General features: G+C 69.8%; 16 protein-coding genes. 10 read left to right on the forward strand and 6 right to left on the reverse strand.

Annotated elements, in window-relative coordinates:
• Nucleotides 1–33 precede the first annotated feature (33 nt).
• Together CA237_RS12260 and CA237_RS12265 are read left to right on the forward strand one after the other, a co-directional pair.
• Entirely contained in the window at nucleotides 34–615 is a 582-nt protein-coding gene (locus tag CA237_RS12260) for a TIGR00730 family Rossman fold protein (protein WP_126014236.1), read from the forward strand.
• The gene (locus tag CA237_RS12265) at nucleotides 612–1,538 is read left to right on the forward strand and encodes a phytoene/squalene synthase family protein (protein ID WP_126014238.1); all 927 of its coding nucleotides are present in this window, start codon (nucleotides 612–614) and stop codon (nucleotides 1,536–1,538) included. The genes CA237_RS12260 and CA237_RS12265 overlap by 4 nt, the downstream gene beginning before the upstream one ends.
• 108 nt (nucleotides 1,539–1,646) lie before the next feature.
• Here CA237_RS12265 and CA237_RS12270 read toward each other — a convergent pair whose 3' ends face one another.
• Complete coding sequence (locus tag CA237_RS12270; RefSeq protein WP_066689954.1) at nucleotides 1,647–2,717, reverse strand: AI-2E family transporter; 1,071 nt, start codon at nucleotides 2,715–2,717, stop codon at nucleotides 1,647–1,649.
• 162 nt (nucleotides 2,718–2,879) lie between these two features.
• On the opposite strand from CA237_RS12270, the gene CA237_RS12275 reads away from it, so the two are divergent.
• Nucleotides 2,880–4,994, forward strand: a complete 2,115-nt coding sequence (locus CA237_RS12275; protein WP_241215488.1) for a TonB-dependent receptor — start codon at nucleotides 2,880–2,882, stop codon at nucleotides 4,992–4,994.
• Between the two features lie 71 nt (nucleotides 4,995–5,065).
• On the opposite strand, the gene CA237_RS12280 is transcribed toward CA237_RS12275, so the two are convergent.
• Nucleotides 5,066–5,596: a thiamine phosphate synthase gene (locus CA237_RS12280; RefSeq protein WP_126014240.1), complete on the reverse strand. Its 531-nt coding sequence runs from the start codon at nucleotides 5,594–5,596 to the stop codon at nucleotides 5,066–5,068.
• Between the two features lie 22 nt (nucleotides 5,597–5,618).
• On the opposite strand from CA237_RS12280, the gene CA237_RS12285 reads away from it, so the two are divergent.
• Nucleotides 5,619–6,284: a YggS family pyridoxal phosphate-dependent enzyme gene (locus CA237_RS12285; RefSeq protein ID WP_066689948.1), complete on the forward strand. Its 666-nt coding sequence runs from the start codon at nucleotides 5,619–5,621 to the stop codon at nucleotides 6,282–6,284.
• A gap of 10 nt (nucleotides 6,285–6,294) precedes the next feature.
• Entirely contained in the window at nucleotides 6,295–6,978 is a 684-nt protein-coding gene (locus tag CA237_RS12290; protein WP_066690002.1) for an HAD family phosphatase, read from the forward strand.
• Nucleotides 6,979–7,327: 349 nt separating this feature from the next.
• Here the strand turns inward: CA237_RS12290 and CA237_RS12295 are convergent, their stop codons facing one another.
• The gene (locus CA237_RS12295) at nucleotides 7,328–8,008 is read right to left on the reverse strand and encodes a cytochrome c family protein (protein ID WP_066689946.1); all 681 of its coding nucleotides are present in this window, start codon (nucleotides 8,006–8,008) and stop codon (nucleotides 7,328–7,330) included.
• Between the two features lie 116 nt (nucleotides 8,009–8,124).
• Between CA237_RS12295 and CA237_RS12300 the strand changes: the two genes are divergently transcribed.
• Nucleotides 8,125–9,015, forward strand: a complete 891-nt coding sequence (locus CA237_RS12300) for a prephenate dehydratase (protein ID WP_066689944.1) — start codon at nucleotides 8,125–8,127, stop codon at nucleotides 9,013–9,015.
• Nucleotides 9,016–9,176: 161 nt separating this feature from the next.
• Here CA237_RS12300 and nudC read toward each other — a convergent pair whose 3' ends face one another.
• Genes nudC through CA237_RS12315 form a run of 3 tightly spaced genes read right to left on the reverse strand, consistent with a single transcriptional unit; the run spans nucleotide 9,177 to nucleotide 12,387 of the window.
• Nucleotides 9,177–10,031, reverse strand: a complete 855-nt coding sequence (gene nudC / locus CA237_RS12305; protein WP_066689942.1) for an NAD(+) diphosphatase — start codon at nucleotides 10,029–10,031, stop codon at nucleotides 9,177–9,179.
• Nucleotides 10,028–11,332 carry a serine hydrolase domain-containing protein gene (locus CA237_RS12310; RefSeq protein WP_084401524.1) on the reverse strand — a complete coding sequence of 435 codons (1,305 nt, stop codon included), beginning with the start codon at nucleotides 11,330–11,332 and terminating at the stop codon, nucleotides 10,028–10,030. The genes nudC and CA237_RS12310 overlap by 4 nt, the downstream gene beginning before the upstream one ends.
• 23 nt (nucleotides 11,333–11,355) lie before the next feature.
• Entirely contained in the window at nucleotides 11,356–12,387 is a 1,032-nt protein-coding gene (locus CA237_RS12315; protein ID WP_232307938.1) for an A/G-specific adenine glycosylase, read from the reverse strand.
• A gap of 28 nt (nucleotides 12,388–12,415) precedes the next feature.
• Between CA237_RS12315 and CA237_RS12320 the strand changes: the two genes are divergently transcribed.
• Genes CA237_RS12320 through CA237_RS12335 form a run of 4 tightly spaced genes read left to right on the forward strand, consistent with a single transcriptional unit; the run spans nucleotide 12,416 to nucleotide 17,846 of the window.
• The gene (locus tag CA237_RS12320; RefSeq protein WP_198158535.1) at nucleotides 12,416–12,949 is read left to right on the forward strand and encodes a DUF721 domain-containing protein; all 534 of its coding nucleotides are present in this window, start codon (nucleotides 12,416–12,418) and stop codon (nucleotides 12,947–12,949) included.
• The gene (locus CA237_RS12325) at nucleotides 12,949–13,641 is read left to right on the forward strand and encodes a thioredoxin domain-containing protein (RefSeq protein ID WP_066689936.1); all 693 of its coding nucleotides are present in this window, start codon (nucleotides 12,949–12,951) and stop codon (nucleotides 13,639–13,641) included. The genes CA237_RS12320 and CA237_RS12325 overlap by 1 nt, the downstream gene beginning before the upstream one ends.
• Nucleotides 13,642–13,663: 22 nt before the next feature.
• Nucleotides 13,664–14,398, forward strand: a complete 735-nt coding sequence (locus tag CA237_RS12330; protein ID WP_066689935.1) for a thioredoxin domain-containing protein — start codon at nucleotides 13,664–13,666, stop codon at nucleotides 14,396–14,398.
• A gap of 46 nt (nucleotides 14,399–14,444) precedes the next feature.
• On the forward strand, nucleotides 14,445–17,846 hold the full coding sequence (locus tag CA237_RS12335; RefSeq protein ID WP_126014254.1) for an AAA family ATPase: 3,402 nt from the start codon (nucleotides 14,445–14,447) through the stop codon (nucleotides 17,844–17,846).
• The last annotated feature ends 66 nt before the right edge of the window (nucleotides 17,847–17,912 follow it).

Raw genomic sequence — 17,912 nt, forward strand, 5'->3', positions numbered from 1 at the left:
GGAGATGAGTATAAGAGGCAGCCTCCCACCCCCATGAAGCGCCTGGCCATCTATTGCGGGTCCGCGACCCCCGCCGACCCCGTCTATATCGACTCCGCCCGCGCCGTCGGCCGTGCGCTGGCGGAGCGCGGCATCGGCGTCGTCTATGGCGGCGGCAGGCTCGGCCTGATGGGCGCGGTCGCCGATGGCGCGATCGAGGCGGGCGGCGACGTGATCGGCGTCATCCCGACCGCGCTGGTCAAGGCGGAGGCGGCGCATCGCGGCCTCACCGAACTGCACGTCGTCGACACGATGCACCAGCGCAAGCAGGCGTTTACCGACCTGTCCGACGGCTTCGTCACCATCCCCGGCGGCACCGGCACGATGGACGAATTGTGGGAGGCGATGAGCTGGGCGCAGCTCGGCTATCACGCCAAGCCGGTCGGGCTGCTCAACACCGCCGGCTATTACGACCATCTGATCGCGTTCGTCGACAAGATGGCCGAGGTCGGCTTCATGCGCCCTATGCACCGCGACATCCTGCTGGTCGCCGACACGCTCGACATGCTGCTGGACAAGATGGCCGCGCACACGCCGGTGCAGGCGATCATCCACATGGCTGCCACCGACCTTTGATCCCGCCGCGTGCCGAGCTGGTCGCGCACGCCCGCGACACGATCGCGCGCGGCTCGAAGAGCTTCGCGGCGGCGAGCAAGCTGTTCGATCCCCGGACCCGTGAGCGCGCCTGGCTGCTCTACGCCTGGTGCCGGGCCTGCGACGACCTGGCCGACGGGCAGGATATGGGCCACGGGATGCAGCGGCTGGACGATGCGCCCGCCCGCCTGCTGACGATCCGCGAACGCACCGCACGGGCGCTGGCGGGACAGCCGACCGGCGATCCGGCGTTCGACGCGCTGGGCGTGGTCGCCGCCGAAACCGGCCTGCCGCACGCACTCGTGTACGACGTGATCGACGGGTTTCAGCTCGACGCCGATGGCTGGCAACCGGTGAGCGAAGCCGACCTGTACCAATATTGCTACCATGTCGCCGGCGCGGTCGGCGGGCTGATGGCCGTGGTGATGGGCGTGCCGGCGCACGAAACGGACACGCTCGACCGCGCCTGCGACCTGGGGCTGGCGTTCCAGCTCGCCAATATCGCCCGCGACGTGGCGGAGGATGCGGAGGCTGGCCGCTGCTACCTGCCGCGCGACTGGCTGGCCGAACAGGGCATCGATCCCGCCGATCCGATGGCGACGCCCGACCGGGTGGCGGCGCTGGCCCGGCGGATGGCAACCCGCGCCGCCCTCCACGAAGACAGCGCCCGCGTCGGCGCGGCGCGGCTGCCCTGGCGGTCGGCCTGGGCGGTGCTCGCCGCTGCCGACATCTATGGCGGCATCGCGCGCAAGGTCGCCGCCGCCGGCCCCGCCGCGTGGGACAAGCGGCAGAGCACGTCGAAGGGCGAAAAGATCGCCGCCATCGCCCGCGCCTTCGTGGCCGCCCGCTGGCGCCCCGCGCCGGACACCCCGCGCGACCCGGTACTGTGGACCCGCACCGCCTGACACCCGCGTCACCCCGGGCTTGACCCGGGGTCCCGCTTCTTCTGCTACCATTCGAGAAAAGCGGGACCCCGGATCAAGTCCGGGGTGACGTAGGGGCCGGAGGAAACGTTACTCCTCCTCCTTCACCTTGTCCGTCGCCACGGTAATGTCCCGCCCCAGCAGCGCCTGCACGTAAATCCGCTGCACCAGCACGAACACGACGATCGTCAGCGGCGCCGCCAGCAGCACGCCGATGAACCCGAACAACAGCCCCATGCCGATGACCGAGAACAGCAGCACGGCGGGCGGCACGTCGACCGCATGTTTCTGGACGATGGGTTGCAGGATATTGCCCTGGATCTGCTGGACGATCAGGAACAGCACGATCGTCCACAACGCGGTCGACGGCGACTGGGTAAAGGCCAGCAGCACCGCGGGCACGCCGGCGATGATCGGCCCGACGAACGGCACGATGTCCATCAACCCGGCGATCAGCCCCAGCCCGATCGCGGCCGGCACGCCCAGCAGCGACAGCCCCGCCCCGGTCAGCACCGCGACGACGATGATCGCCACCGCCTCGCCCTTCATCCATCCGCGCAGGCCGCCGGCGGCGTCGTCCACCGCCTTGCGCGCGACGCCTTCGGCCTTGGGCGGCACCAGCGTCACCAGCCCCCGGCGATAGAGTTCGGGATCGGCCGCCAGGAAAATCGCCCCGACCAGCACCAGCACCGCATCCGACAGGCCCGACCCGATCGACAGGGCATAGCCGCCCGCGCGCGACATGATCGTCGACAGGTCGCTGCTGCCCTGCGTCAGCAATTCGCGCGACGGCTCGCCCAGTCCCCAGCTGTCGAGCTGACGCTGCACCGCCTGGAATGCCGCCGGGATCTGTTCCTGGATCGTGTCGAACTGCTGCGCCAGCTGCGCGCCGAACGCATAGAAGATGCCGATCACCGTACCGAGCAGCAGGATGACCGACAGCGCCAGGGCCAACCCGCGCGGCAGCCGCGTCCATCGCTCGATCCGGTTGGCCACCGCGCTGAACAGCACCGCGATCGTCGTCGCGGCGAACACCAGCAGCACCAGCCGCATCATGCTGACCAACAGCCACGCCGCGCCAACGATCGCCAGCACCATCACCGTCATCGCCGCGACCCGGCCGTAACCGGGCGTCGCGCGCTGCGTATCGTTGTCGGCCATCCCGCTTTTCCCCTTATGCGCCCTCCAACGGTCGGAACGCCGCCGCGTTCCGGTTCGGCTGCGTTACAATGTCATCCTTTTTGCGGATCGTTCGCAATTGGATTGCATCCTCCATGTTCGTTCGCTAATGCGAGCGAATTGCATCAATACATCGGGGGTGGTGTGAAGCGGTTTTGGATGTCGGTCGCGGGCGCGGCCATGGTTTCGGTTCCGGCACTGGCACAGGACCGCGCAGACCCGCCCGCCGATGACGAGATCATCGTGCAGGGCCGCGCCCAGCAACTCTACCGCACGCTCATCACCACCGTTGGCAAATCGGCACAGGACCCGCTCGACATTCCGCAGGCGTTGCAGGTCATCAATGCCGACCTGTTCGTCGATCAGGGCGCGCGCGACGCGACCGACATCTATCGCAATATCTCGGGCGTCAGCGCGTTCAGCTATGCCGGCGTCACCTTTCGCGGCTTCCGCCAGGACCAGTCCTTCTACGATGGACAGCGCGGCAATCCGTTCATCGGCTTTTCGGTCCCGCAACTGTTCAACATCGGCCGGGTCGAGGTGCTCAAGGGTCCGGCCGGGCTGTTCTTCGGCCCCGGATCGCCCGGCGGCATCATCAATTACGTGTCGAAGACGCCGTCGGACCGCGCCGCGCTGCGCACCGTCGTCACCGCCGGCAATTACGACCGGTTCGGCATCTCGGCGGAGGCGACCGACCGGATCGATGCCGATGGCGTGGTCAGCTACCGCCTCGGCGGCTTCTACGAAGCGATGCGGCCCTATCGCTTCAACACGCTGAACAAATCGCTGATCGGCGATGCCGGCCTGTCGATCCGCACCAATCCCGGCGGGCTGCTGACGGTGCAGGTCACGACCTATGACAATTATCTGCGCGCCAATCGGCTGCGCGGGGTGCTGGTCGACGATAGCGGGCGCTTCCTCGGCTCGATCCGCTGGAACGCCAATGAAAAGAGCGACTTCCTGCACCTGACCTCGACCGCGACCCAGGCGCGCTATGCGACCGCGATCGGCGACGCGATCACGTTCGATGTCGGCGCCCGCTACTTCAAGGCGACCGAGCGGCAGAAATATCATGAGCCGCGCGGACGCAACGCCGCCAACCCCGATCTGGTGCTGCGCGAATTCCGCGATCAGGTCCGCCCGGTCGACGGCCTGTCCTTCGCCGCCAATGCGACCGCGACCACGACGCTGCTCGGCATGGAGCATCGGTTCCAGCTCGGCGGCGACTGGTTTCGCGAAACCAACATCCTGCAATCGCGCATCCTGCGCAGCGGCGTGCTGCCCTTGAGCCTGAGCCGCCCGGTCTATGGCCGATCGGACGGGGATGCGGCGCGGGCGATGGCGCTGCCCTTCACCGTCACCGACACCCGCTCGACCCGCTACGGCGTCTATGCGCAGGATCAAGTCAGCCTGACCGACCGGCTGCTGCTGGTGGGCGGGCTGCGCTACGACCGGTTCGACGATGGCGTAACCGTCGCCACCGGCAACCGCGTCACCGCCCGCTCGCGCTATGCCGACAGCGACGTCACCTTCCGCGGCGGCGCGATCTACCAGCCGCGCACCGACCTGTCGCTCTATGTCAGCTGGTCGCAGGGGTTCGAACCGCAGGCCAGCGCGTCGCAGGCGACCGATGCCGGCGGCCCGTTCGCGCCGGTCACCGGCAACCAGTGGGAAGGCGGCGTCAAATCGCGCCTGTTCGACGGCCGGCTGCAGGCGAATGCCGCGCTGTACCGCATCGTCCGCGAAAACATCCTGCAGGTCGATCCCGCGCTGCCCCCGGTCAACGGCGTCGATCAGCTGCGCCCGATCGGGCAGGTGACCAGCAAGGGGTTCGAACTCGACCTGACCACCGACCTCACCCGCAACTGGGTGCTGCTGGCCAATTATGGGTATAATGACGCGCGGATCACCGCCACCGCGCCGGGACAGGCGATCACCAACGCGGTCGGCACCCGCTTCGCCAATGCCCCCGCGCACAAGCTCGGCTTCTGGACCCGCTATCAGCTGCCGGTGATCCGGACCGCCCTTGCGTTCGGCGGCGAACATGTCTCGCGCCGCATCAGCCTCGCCGGACAGGCGGTCCGGCCCTACACCATCTTCGACGCGTCGATCACGCAGCAGCTGGGCTTTGCCGAACTGATGCTCCGGGTCGATAACCTCTTCGACACGGTGTACGCCGCCTCGGGCTTCTCGGCCCAGACCGGCCACTTCCCCGGCGACCCGCGCACCGTTTTCGCCGAACTACGCGCGAAGTTCTGACGCGACCTATCTCCCTCCCATCGTCACCCCGGGCTCGACCCGGGGTCCCGCTTCTTCTTCGCCCCCCCGGATCAAACCGGAGGCAACGAACCCCAGGCATCGATCGCCGCCCAGCCGGCAATCCCCTTCAGCGTCCGCGCCCGTGCCGCCGTCATCCCGCCCAGCGCGATGACCGGCACGCGCGCACCCAGGATCAGCCGCTGGAACCGCACCCGCCCCAGCGCCCGCGCATCGGGATGCGACCGGGTGGGAAAGACGGGCGAGACGAAGATGCCATCGATCCCCGCCCGCTCGGCGGCGATGCGTTCGCGCATCGAATGCACCGGCCGCGTCGCCAACCCCTTGGTTTTGCGCGCCTTTCGTCCGTGCACCCCGTCGCCACCCCGCAGCGGCGGCCCGGCGACCAGCAGCACCAGCCCCCGCGCCCGCGCGATCCGCCGCACCTGTGTAAACTTCCGCCGCCGTTCCCCTTCGGGTGTGGCATAATGCCGGAACACGACACCACTCCCCCGCGGCAACTTCGCCACCATCGCCGGCAATGCCTCGCCCAGCCGTTCATCGGTCATCAGCCAGCGGGTCGGCAAAGGGTGGCGGCGGCGCATGGCGGCCTCTATAGCGCGCGCGATGACCAAAACCGACACCCCGCTCGGCCTCGTTCGCGACCGGATCGCCCATGCCGAATCGATCGCCCGCCGCCCCCGCGGCGCGACGACGCTGATCGCGGTCAGCAAGACCCACGACGCCGCCGCGATCCAGCCGCTGATCGACGCCGGACAGCGCGTGTTCGGCGAAAACCGGGTACAGGAAGCGCAAGGCAAATGGCCCGCTTTGCAGGAGCTTACGCCCGGCATCGAACTGCATCTGGTCGGTCAGCTCCAGTCGAACAAGGCCGAGGATGCGGTTCGCCTGTTCGACGCGATCCATTCGGTCGACCGCCCCTCGCTGGTCGCAGCGCTGGCCAAGGCGATCGACAAGACCGGCCGCGCGCCCGCCTGTTTCCTCCAGGTCGATATCGGCGACGAACCGCAAAAGGGCGGCTGCGCGCTGTCCGACCTGCCCGCGCTGCTGGCCGAGGCGAAGGCCGCCGGGCTGCCCGTCGCCGGGCTGATGTGCGTCCCCCCCGCCGGCCTCGACGCCGCCCCCTATTTCGCGCTGACCGCCAAGCTCGCCCGCGACCATGGCCTCACCGGCCTCAGCATGGGCATGTCCGACGATTTCGAAACCGCCGTGACGCTCGGCGCGACCCATGTCCGCATCGGCTCCGCCCTGTTCGGCGCGCGGGGCCAGTAAAGGAACGATGATGACCCGTCCGAAAGCCCTGTTGTTCGACTTTGACGGCGTGCTGCTGGAAAGCGAATTTGCCGGCAACCGCCAGATCGCTGACTTCCTGACCCAGGCGGGCCATCCGACCAGCGCCGCCGATTCCATGGCCAATTTCATGGGCCTGTCGGGCGACCACTTCACCCAGGCGATCGAGAAATGGGTCGGCGGCCCGGTGCCCGACGGCTTCTGGGACGCGCGCGCCATCGAGGATGCCCGCGTGCTGGCAGAGGGGGTCGAGGCGGTGGCCGGGGCGGTCGCCTTCGTCCGGTCGCTCCCCGCCGACCTGCCGCGCGCGATCGTGTCGTCCAGCACGACCCACTGGATCGCGACGCATCTGGACCATCTCGGCATCCGCGACGCGTTCGGCGACCATATCTACAGCGGCAAGGAGCATGTCGCGAACGGCAAGCCCGCGCCCGACCTCTATCGGTACGGGGCGAAGCAGCTCGGCGTCGCGATCGAGGACTGCGCGATCCTCGAGGATTCGCCGGTCGGTGTCACCGGCGCCGTTGCATCCGGCGCCCGCGTGATCGGGCTGTGCGCCGGGTCCCATTGCGGCGTCGGCCATGACGACCGCCTGCGCGCGCTCGGCGTGACCGAGATCGCGCATGGCTTCGACGAGGTGGCGCGGTTGCTCGGGCTGGAACCGGTGTCGGTCTGAGTGTGGCCGGACGGTTGGTCCACGTAATGGCGTAAGCGAGTAGCAGGTGGTTTTCACGCGGAGGCGCGGAGACGCGAAGAAGAAGATTAGATTTCGCGCAGAGGCGCAGAGGCGCAGAGAGGTTGCGTTTGCCGCGTCCTCATCCGCGCCAGCGGCCTCATCTTAAGCCGAAGCGGGCGCGACGGTCTACCGATCGAGCGCAAGGTGGCAGCAAACGCAACCTCTCTGCGCCTCTGCGCGAACCAATTTCTTCTTCTATTCGAGCCAGCGGGAACACTGGAGGGCGGCACCAACCGCAACCCCTTCGCGCCTCCGCGTGACCCCCATTCTTCTTTCCGAAGCCGGGCCGTTACTGGCCCTTCTTCGCCGCCTGTTCCGCCGCGGCCGGATCGACCGACGGCGCGCCCGATGCCGGGGTCGCGGCGTTGACGACGTCGGCGGTGTTGGCCGGAGCCCCCTCCGCGACATTGCCCTCCGCCTCGGCCGGCGCCGCCTCGGCACCCGCGGCGGGAGCGGCCGGCAGCGGCAGGTTCGATCCCTGCGAATTGAGATAGGCGATGACGTTCGCCCGGTCCTCGGCGCTGCCCAGACCCGCAAAGGTCATCTTGGTGCCCGGCGCATATTTGCGCGGGGACGTCAGCCACGCATTCATCGAATCGAAGTCCCAGTTGCCCGGGATACCGGTCAGCGCGCTCGAATAGGCGAATCCCGGAATATGGCCGTGCTTCTTGCCCAGCACGCCCCACAGGTTCGGACCGATGCCGTTGGCCCCGCCCTGGTTCACCGTGTGGCAGGCGGCGCATTTCTTGAACACTTCCGCGCCCTTGGCGACGTCGGCGGTGGCGAGCAGCGTGGCGATCGGCACGGCGGCGGCAGCGCCACCCCCGGCTTCGGCGGCGCCCTCGACCGGATAGCCCGGCTTTTCCGGCGGACCGGAGTGAAACACCATGCCGCTGGCGATGGAAAGTCCGAGGGCAGCGGCGCAACCGGCCAATACCCAACCTGCGATGGTGTTCGTCCGGTCGTCCATGCCCTGAGCCGTCTCACCTAAATGTGGTTCTGTTTGGGGCCATGCTTAGAGGCGGCATCCGATACTGGCAAGACAGGGTTGCCGCCTGCCCCCGCGACCGATAATCGCCGCACCCCATGCAGAAATACGCCGCACCCGCGCGCCCGCTGGTGGCGCAGATGATCGAAGCCGCCGCGCGCGACCCGAATCGCACCGTCGCCTTTCAGGGCGCACCCGGCGCCAATTCGCATGTCGCGCTGACACAGGCGTTTCCCGACGGCCTGCCGCTGCCCTGTTTCGGCTTTGCCGATGCGATCGATGCGGTGCGTGTCGGACAGGCGGACTGCGCGATCATCCCGATCGAAAATTCGCTGCATGGGCGCGTGGCGGACATGCATTTCCTGCTGCCCGAATCCGGGCTGGTCATCACCGGCGAACATTTCCTGCCGATTCGCCATGCGCTGATGGGTCTGGGCCCGGTCGAGGGCATTCGTCAGGCGATGAGCCACGAACAGGCGCTGGGCCAATGCCGCCACTGGCTGAGCGCGCGCGGGATCGAGCCGGTAGCGCATCCCGACACCGCGGGTGCGGCGGCATCGGTCGCGGCGATCGGCGACCCGACGGTGGCGGCACTCGCCCCCCCGGCGGCAGCCGAGCTGTACGGGCTGCAACTGCTGGCCGACGACATTGCCGATGCCGACCATAATACGACCCGCTTCGTCGTCCTCGCCCGCGCCGCGCCGCCCGAACTGCCCGAGGGGCCGTGCATGACGACTTTGGTGTTCGAGGTGAAGAACCTACCCGCCGCGCTCTACAAGGCGATGGGCGGCTTCGCGACCAACGGCGTCAACATGACGAAGCTGGAAAGCTACCAGCGCGGCGGCACCTTCGCCGCGACGGAGTTCTTCTGCGACATCGAAGGACGGCCGGGCGAGCCGCATGTCGACCGCGCGCTCGACGAACTGCGGTTCCACAGCAAATGGGTGCGGTTGCTGGGGAGCTACGGGCGGGCAAGGGAGCGGGGGTAGAATTTCCCTCTGCGCACCCCGTTCGGTTCGAGCAGCTTCGAGCCTGTCGAGAAGCGTCCGTCGAGAACCTATTGCTTGGGGCAACCCCTTCTCGACTTCGGTTCTCGACAAGCTCGAACCTGCGCTCGAAGCAAACGGCGGCGAGGTGAAGGGGGCTTAAGTCACCCCACCACCCACGCCATCAACAGACTCCGCGCAATCGCATGGCCCGGCGGCGCGATGAACCGCGTCGTATCCCCGGCCAGCGCCGCGCGAACCTCGTCCCGCGTCGCCCAGAACGCGTCCTCCAGCTCGGTCGCATCGATCCGGAGTGCATCGTCCGCCGCCGTCGCGATGCACGCGATCATCAGCTGCGACGGAAACGGCCAGGGCTGGCTGGCGACATAGCGCACGCCGGCAACCGCGACACCCGCTTCCTCCAGCACCTCGCGCGCGACCGCTTCCTCGATTGATTCCCCGACCTCGACGAATCCGGCCAGCGCCGAATAGCGTCCTGCCGGCCAGCTCGGCTGGCGACCCAGCAGCACGCGGTCGTCATGCTCGACCGCCATGATGACCACCGGGTCGGTCCGCGGAAAATGCAGCGCGCCGCATCCCGGACACGACCGCGCCCAACCGCCACGCGCGACGACGCTCGCATGGCCGCACCGCGCACAGAAACCATGCCGCGAATGCCAGTCGACCAGGCTGCGCGCGATGCCGTAGAGCGCGACGTCAGCCGCCGGCATCTCCGCCAGCGCGGCCATCAGCGCGGGCGACCGCATAGCCGGCGCGCTGCCGTCGCCCTCGCCCGCCACGAACAGCGGCGCGCCCTCCAGATAGCCGAGCAGCAGCGCATCGCGGCGCGCCGGGTCCATCGCAGCCAGCTGCAGCGCCCCGTCCTCCGCCACCGGCGGCTCCAATCCGGTCAGCACCAGCAGCCGCGCCGCCGGATCGGCCAGGCACCGGGCGAATGCGGCCGGATCGTCGCGCTCATTGTCGGCACGGACCAGCGCCACGCCGGTAAAGCCGATCATCGCACCGGCCCGGCAAGATCGCTGGCCAATGCCTTCACCAGATCGTCGCGCAGCGGCCATTTGTCCGCCGGGAAGTAATTGACCATGAGGGTCCCGCGCACCTGCCGCACCGGATCGACGAACGCGACCGTGCCGGCCGCCCCGCCCCAGCCATAGGTGCCCTTGCCCGGCCGTCCGGGCAGCGTTTCCAGATACACCGAACCGCCCGCGCCAAAGCCCATTTTCGGCCCCGCCTGCCCACCGGTAGCCCCGTCGACCCCGCCAAAGGTCACGCCGGCCGGCAACAGGTTCGACATGCCCAGCGCCACCGTGGCCGGTTTCATCACCCGCTTGCCGTTCAACGTGCCGCCATTCTGGAGCATGTGAAGAAACCGGTCGTAATCCGCCGCCGACATGACGAGACCCGCTCCGCCATAGGGGAAGCTCGGCGGCGACAGCCAGACCGACGTGGCGCCCGGATCGACCGGCACCAGATTGTCGCCGGCCCAGGCATAGTTGGTGACCAACCGCCCCTTCTGCGCCGCCGGGACCGTCCAATAGGTCGACGTCATGCCCAGCGGACCGAACATCCGCGTCTGCAAGAACCGCTCGAACGACATGCCCGAAGCCACCTCGATCACCCGACCCAGTACGTCCAGCCCGATCGAATAGCTCCACTTCGTCCCCGGTTCGGCGATCAGCGGCAGGGTGGCGACGCGGTTGGCGAATTCCTCCAGCGATTTCGGCCGTGCCTGCGCCATCGCGACCTCGGCCTGCGCGTTGACCGCTGCCGGCACGATGCCCAACCGCTCATATTCCTTGAGCAACGGCCCCTTGGTCACGATGCTGTAGCCAAGGCCGGCGGTGTGGGTCAGCAGATGGCGCACGGTGATCGGCGTGGTCGCCGGCCGGCTGGCGAGGCTCTTGTCGGGGTCGGTCAGCACCTTCATCGACTTGAAGCCGGGGATGAAGTCGCTGATCGGCTGGTCGAGCTTCAGCTTGCCGTCCTCGACCAGCATCATCGCCGCCATGCCGGTGATCGGCTTGGTCATCGAATAGACGCGCCACAGCGTATCGACATTGGCCGACGCGGCATTGGCGTCGGTGGCGACCCGGCCGGCGGCATGCGCGCTGGTCCAGTCCGGCCCGCCGACGATCACCACCATGCCCGGCGCCTTCTTCTGCGCGACATAGCTGCGGACCATCCCGTCGGTTGCGGGCAGTGCACGGACCGCCGGGCGGGCGGGCGCGCGCGGCGGAGCGGCCTGTGCCCAAGCCACCGCCGGCTGCACCAGCAACAGCGCGCCGGTCAGCGCCAGCATATTTCGGACCCGGTTCTCACCCCTCATCGCATTCCCTCCACAGCCGTTATCGCCCGCGCGAACAGCGTCGGCATGCCGGCGGCTTCAAGGTCCGCGACCGGCCACCATTCGCCCTGCGCGGTGTCGTCGACTGCATCCGCCACCATGACGGTGCAGGCAAGATCGAAATGGGTAAAACCATGGCGGACCAGACCGATGGCGCGCCAGTCGGCGGCGAACGGCGCGCCTTCGGCGCCCGGATCGCTATCGCTCCACGGCCCGGTCGGCAGCGCGCGCATACCGCCCAGCATCCCCTTGTCCGGCCGCCGCACCAGCAGCACCCGCCCGTCCCGTTCCGCCCAGAACAGCGTGCCGAATCGCTGCGGCTTCGCCTTCTTCACAGCCTTGACCGGAAAGGCGTCGGGCGTGCCCATCGCATAGGCCGCGCAATCGTCGCGCAGGGGGCAGAGCAGGCAGCGCGGCGAGCGGGCGGTGCAGACCATCGACCCCAGGTCCATCATCGCCTGCGCGAAATCGCCCGCGCGGGCGTCCGGCGTGATCGTATCGGTGCCCGCGCGGATCGCCGGGCGGGCACCGGGCAAGGGCTCCGCAACCGCGAACAAGCGCGACACGACCCGCTCGACATTGGCATCGACCACCACCGCCCGCCGGCCAAAGGCGATCGCCGCGATCGCCGCCGCCGTATAGTCGCCGATCCCCGGCAGCTTGCGCAGATCGCTTTCGGTGTCGGGCAGCCCGCCCCGCGCCGCGACGACCCGCGCGCAGGCCAGCAGGTTGCGGGCGCGGGCATAATAGCCCAGCCCCGCCCATGCCGCCATGACATCGGCATCGTCCGCCGCCGCCAGCGCCGCGAACGACGGCCAGCGCGCGGTCCACGCCTCGAAATAGGGCCGCACGCTCGCCACCTGCGTCTGCTGGAGCATCACCTCCGATAGCCACACGCGGTACGGATCGGGCGCTGCCGTTCCGGGCGGGCTGCGCCACGGCAGGGAACGATGGTTGCGATCATACCAGTCGAGCAACCGTTCGGCGACAGAGAGATGCTTGGCGTCCACGTCGGCTCTATGGCATGGGATGCCGACAATGACGACGCGCCCCCGCCCCCATGCGACGATTCCCGAACCCCGCCGGCGTGGCGGTGCGCGGCCCGTGGCCGAATTGCTGCCCGATATCGGCGGCGCGGCGTTCCGCAAGTTCGGTTTCGTCCAGTCGGCGGTGGTGAGCCGCTGGGGCGAGATCGTCGGCGAACGCTTCGCCCGCGTGTCCGCCCCCGAATCGATCCGCTTCCCGCCGGGCAAGCGCGCCGACGGAACGCTGACGCTGATCGTATCGGGCGCGCATGGCACGATGATGCAGCATATCGCGCCCGAAATCGTCGAGCGGGTGAATCGCTTCTTCGGCTATCCGGCGGTCGCCCGGCTCCAGTTCCGGCACGGCGAGGTCCGCCCGCGCCGCCCGGTGCCGCCGCGCCGTGAACCGCCGCCGGTCCCGGCCGAAATGCACGAAAGCCTGCGCGACATCGCCGATCCCGAGCTGCGCGAGGTGCTTGCCGCACTCGCCGGTGCGGTCGCCGCCCCGCCGCCCCCCGCCATTCCGATCCTCGGCAAGGTCCGCTGATGCGTATCCTCATCCTGCTCTGTTCGTTCATCCTCGCGCTGTTCGGGATGCCCCCGGCCAAGGCGCAGGCCCCGGCCAAGGCGGCGACCGCGCGCAACTGGACCAACAGCGTCACGATGCTGCCGACCGGCGGCATCGCGGTCGGCAATCCGATGGCGCGGGTGCAACTGGTCGAATGGGCCAGCTATACCTGTTCGCACTGCGCCGCCTTCGCCCGCGATGCGAAGCCCGAGCTGACCGCGCTGACCCGCTCCGGCAAGGTACGCGTCGAATATCGCACGCTCCCGCGCGACGCGCTCGACCTGACCGCCGCGCTACTCGCGCGCTGTGGCGGGGCGAACCGCTTCCTGGCGGCGCATGACGCGATCTTCGCGCAGCAGAGCGCGATGCTCGACAAGGCCGAGGCATTCGCCGCGACGCCGCCCGCGCAGCAGCCGACCCCGACCATCGGCAAGCGGCTGGAACAGCTCGCCGCTGCCACCGGGCTGCGCACGCTGGTGCGGGGACAGGGCGTGGACGATGCGAAGATCACCGCCTGCCTGAACGACGAAGCCGCACAGAAGCGGGTGATCGCCATTGCCGAAGCGGCGCAGGCGGCCGGCGTCGAAGGCACACCCAGCTTCGAGGTCAACGGCAAGAAGGTCGAAGCCCATGACTGGGCGACGCTCAAGCCGTTCCTGACCGCCTCCTGATCCTTAGAAGAGAGTAGATCCCATGCGTTTCGCCTTCCCCCTGATCGCGCTTGGCCTGTTGTCGGCCTGTGGCGGTGGTGATTCCGGCACCGGCACCAATGGCAGCGCCGCCGCGCCGGTCGCCAATGTCGCCGCGCCGGCCGGCAAGAAATGGACCGACATGGTCGCGGTCACGCCGGAGGGCGGCTATCGCATCGGTAACCCCGACGCGGCGGTGAAGCTGGTCGAATATGGTTCGCGCACCTGCCCGACCTGCGGGGCCTTTGCCCGCGAAGGCAACGAACCGCTCATCAACAACTATGTCTCGACCGGCAAGGTGAGCTTCGAATTCCGCGACTTCGCGGTGCACGGCGCGCCCGATCTGGCGGCGGCGGTGCTCGGCCGCTGCAACGGCACGGCGACCTTCTTCCCGCTACTCGAAGCCATGTATCAGGACCAGGCGGCGACGCTGGAGCGGATGCAGGCGATCCCGCAGGCCGAACAGGCGCGGTTGCAGTCGATCCCGCCCTTGCAGGCGGTTACCGGCTGGGCCGATGCCGCCGGCTTCGTCGATTTCGTCAAGCAGCGCGGCGTGCCCGAGGCGAAGGCGCGCCAGTGCCTCGCCGACCAGAACCTGCTGCAACAGGTGGTGAAGATCACCGAAGAAGGCGGCGCGACCGTCACCGGCACCCCGACCTTCCTGATCAATGGCGAAAAGGTCGAGAATGCGGTGACTTGGCCACAGATCGAGGCAGCGCTGAAGGGCGCCGGCGCCTGACCCCATGGCCGCGGGTGACGACGCGGCCACTTCACGCGCGCCGGGGCTGACGCTCCGACGACTGCGGCTGAGCGGATTCAAGAGCTTCGTCGACCCCGCCGATCTGGTGATCGAACGCGGGCTGACCGGCGTGGTCGGCCCCAATGGCTGCGGCAAGTCGAACCTGCTCGAAGCGCTGCGCTGGACCATGGGCGAGAACAGCGTGAAATCGCTGCGCGGCGCCGGCATGGACGATGTCATCTTTGCCGGCACCGAAACCCGCCCGCCCCGCGACTTTGCCGAGGTCGCGATTCTTGCCGAGGATGCAGCGGGCGACGAGGTCGAGATCGTCCGCCGGATCGAACGCGGTGCCGGCTCCGCCTATCGTATCAACGGTCGCGACGTGCGGGCGAAGGACGTGTCGCTGCTGTTCGCCGATGCCGCGACCGGCGCGCATTCGCCCGCGCTCGTCAGCCAGAACCGGATCGGCGCGGTCATCGCCGCCCGCCCCGCCGAACGCCGCGCGATGCTGGAGGACGCCGCCGGCATCTCCGGGTTGCATATTCGCCGCAAGGATGCCGAGGGAAAGCTGCGCGCCACGGAGACCAATCTCGACCGGCTGGGCGAAATGGCGCAGGAACAGGATGCCCGCGCCGCCGTCCTCCGGCGGCAGGCGCGGATCGCCGCCCGCTATCGCGAACTGACCGACGCGATCCGCATCGCCGAGGCGCGCGCCATCTATGCCCGCTGGCGCGATGCCGCCACCGCCGCCGATGCCGCCAGGGCGGAGGCGAACGCCGCCGAAACCCTCGTCGCCAGCCACGGCAGCGCGCAGGCGGAGTCGCTCGCCGAACAAACCGCCGCGACGCAGGCCTTGGCCGCCGCCCGCGCGACCGCGCAGGAACTGCGGCAGCGCGCGGCCGATGCCGGCCATGCCCGCGAACGGTTGCAGGCGCAGGCCCATGCCGCGACCCGGCGGCTGGCCGATCTGGAGGCGCAGGCCACGCGGCTGAGCGAGGATCGCGCGCGCGAGGCGGCTCTGGCCGGCGATGCCGCCAATGCAGCGGCGCGGCTGACCGACGAGATCGCGCGGCTGACGCAGGCTATCGCCGATGCGGCGGCACGCCTCCCCGAACTGGACGGGGCGCTGGTCCGGGCGACCGAGGCCGCGATGGCCGCCGATGCCGCCCATGGCGAAGCGGTCGCGGCCCAGGCCGCCGAACTGGCCGAGGCTCGCGTCGCCGCCGCCGCACAGGACGCAGCGCGCATCCGCCTCGACCGCGCGCGCCGCGACGAAGCGCGTGCGCTCGCCGAACAGGGGGCATTGCCGGCGCTCGCACCGCTGACCGTCGAGCGGACGGCAGCCGTCGAGCGTCGCGCGGCAGCACTGGCCAGCGCCGACACCGCCCGCACCACCATCGCCCATGCCGATGCCGCCGAACGATCCGCGCAGGAGGCGCGCGGCCGGGCACAGGCCGACCGCGCGACCGCCGCCGCCGAACTCGCCGCGTTGGACGGGGAGATCGGCGCGCTCGAACGCGCGCTCCGGCGAAGCGGGCGGGCGCGGATCATCGATTCGGTACGCGTCGAGCCGGGGTTCGAAGCGGCATTGGCGGCGGCGCTGGGCGACGATCTCGACGCCGGGACCGATCCGGCGGACGACCGCTATTGGGAGGATGCCGGGAACAGGGCCGATGGTCCGCCGGTGCCGCACGGCATCGGGCGACTATCGGCGCAGGTTGCCGCCCCCGCGCTCGCCCGGCGTTTGGCGCAGGTGCTGGTCGTGGAACGCGACGAGGGCACGACGCTGGCGGTCGGGCAACGGCTGGTGACGCTCGACGGGGCGATGCGCCGCTGGGACGGCCTGCGTGCCCGAGCCGGATCGGGGGCCGCCGCCGCCGAACGCCTCGCCCGCGCCAACCGGCTGCGGGCGTTGGGGCAGGAACGCCCGGCACTGATCACCCGCCGCGACACCGCCGACGCGGCACTCGCCGCCGCCGATGCCGCGATCGCCGATGCGCGAACGACCCTCGCCGCCGCCCGCCGCACGCTCGAACAGGCCGAAGCGCAGGCCCGCGAGGCATTGCGCGCCGAAGATCGCGCCACCGCCGCGATCGAACGGGCACAGGCGCGCGCCGACGACGTTGCCGCCCGTCTGCAACGCCTCCGCGCCGACCTGATCGAGGCGCAGGACGAGAGCGACCGCGCCGATGCCGCGCTTGGCCAGCTACCCAATCGCAGCGCGACCGCCGGCCGCGTCGCGGCGCTGGCGGGCGCAGCGGCGACCGCGCGGACGCAGATGGCCGACGCCCGCTCGGCCCGTTCCGCGCTCGACGCCGCCCTCAGGCGCGACCGCGAACGGCTGGAGACGGCGAAGACCGAACTGTCCGCGTGGCGATCGCGCGCTACCGATGCCGATCACCGCATTGCCGAGGTCGAGGCGCGAGCCGCCACGCTCGCCGCCGACCGCGCGGCGTTGCGCGACCGGCCAGCGGCCCTTGCCGCGGAGCTGGCGCAGGTCGATGGCGCGCTCGGCGATCTACGCCGCGCCGCGACCGAGGCGGCTACGCTCGAAACCGCGGCCGAAACCCGCCTGCGCGCCGCCGAGCGGGCGGGCAGTACCATCGCCGAATCGCTCGCCTCGGCCCGCGAACGCCGCGCCGGCGCGTCCGCGCGGGCCGACGCGCAGGAACAGCGCCGGCTGGAAATGGGGCGGTTGTCGGGCGAACGCTTCCAATGCCCCCCGCCGCTGCTGCCGCGCATCGGCTTTGTCGGCACGGAGGTGGGCGATGCGACCGACGAGAGTGCCGCGCACGACCGGCTGCTCGCCGACCGCGACCGGATCGGCCCGGTCAATTTGATCGCCGACACCGAACTGGCCGAACTGGAAGCGGCACAGGGCGAGACCACCGCCGAACGTGCCGAACTGGCCGAAGCGGTACAGCGGCTGCGCGGATCGATCGGCACGCTCAACCGCGAAGGGCGCGCGCGGCTGCTGACGGCGTTCGACGCGGTCGACGGCCATTTCCGCCGCCTGTTCGGCGCGCTGTTCGACGGCGGGCAGGCGCAGCTCGCGCTGGTCGATTCGGACGATCCGTTGGAAGCGGGCCTCGAAATCCTCGCCCAGCCGCCGGGCAAGCGGCTGCAATCGCTGACCCTGCTGTCGGGCGGCGAACAGGCGCTGACCGCCGTCGCGCTGATCTTCGCGCTGTTCCTGACCAACCCGTCGCCAATCTGCGTGCTCGACGAGGTCGACGCGCCGCTGGACGATGCCAATATCGATCGCTTCTGCGACCTGCTCGACCGCATGGCCGCCGATACCGACACCCGCTACCTGATCGTGACCCACAATGCCGCGACGATGAGCCGGATGCACCGGCTGTTCGGCGTGACGATGGTCGAACGCGGGGTCAGCCGGCTGGTATCGGTCGATCTGGGCGGCGCGACGGGACTGCTCGCGGCGGAGTAGAACAGCCCCCCACACAACCAAGAAACGTCACCCCAGCGTAGGCTGGGGTCTCGCGCGGCGAGGAGC

Source organism: Sphingomonas sp. ABOLH (genome assembly GCF_003951715.1).
In the GTDB taxonomy this organism is placed as follows: Bacteria; Pseudomonadota; Alphaproteobacteria; order Sphingomonadales; family Sphingomonadaceae; genus Sphingomonas; species Sphingomonas hankookensis_A.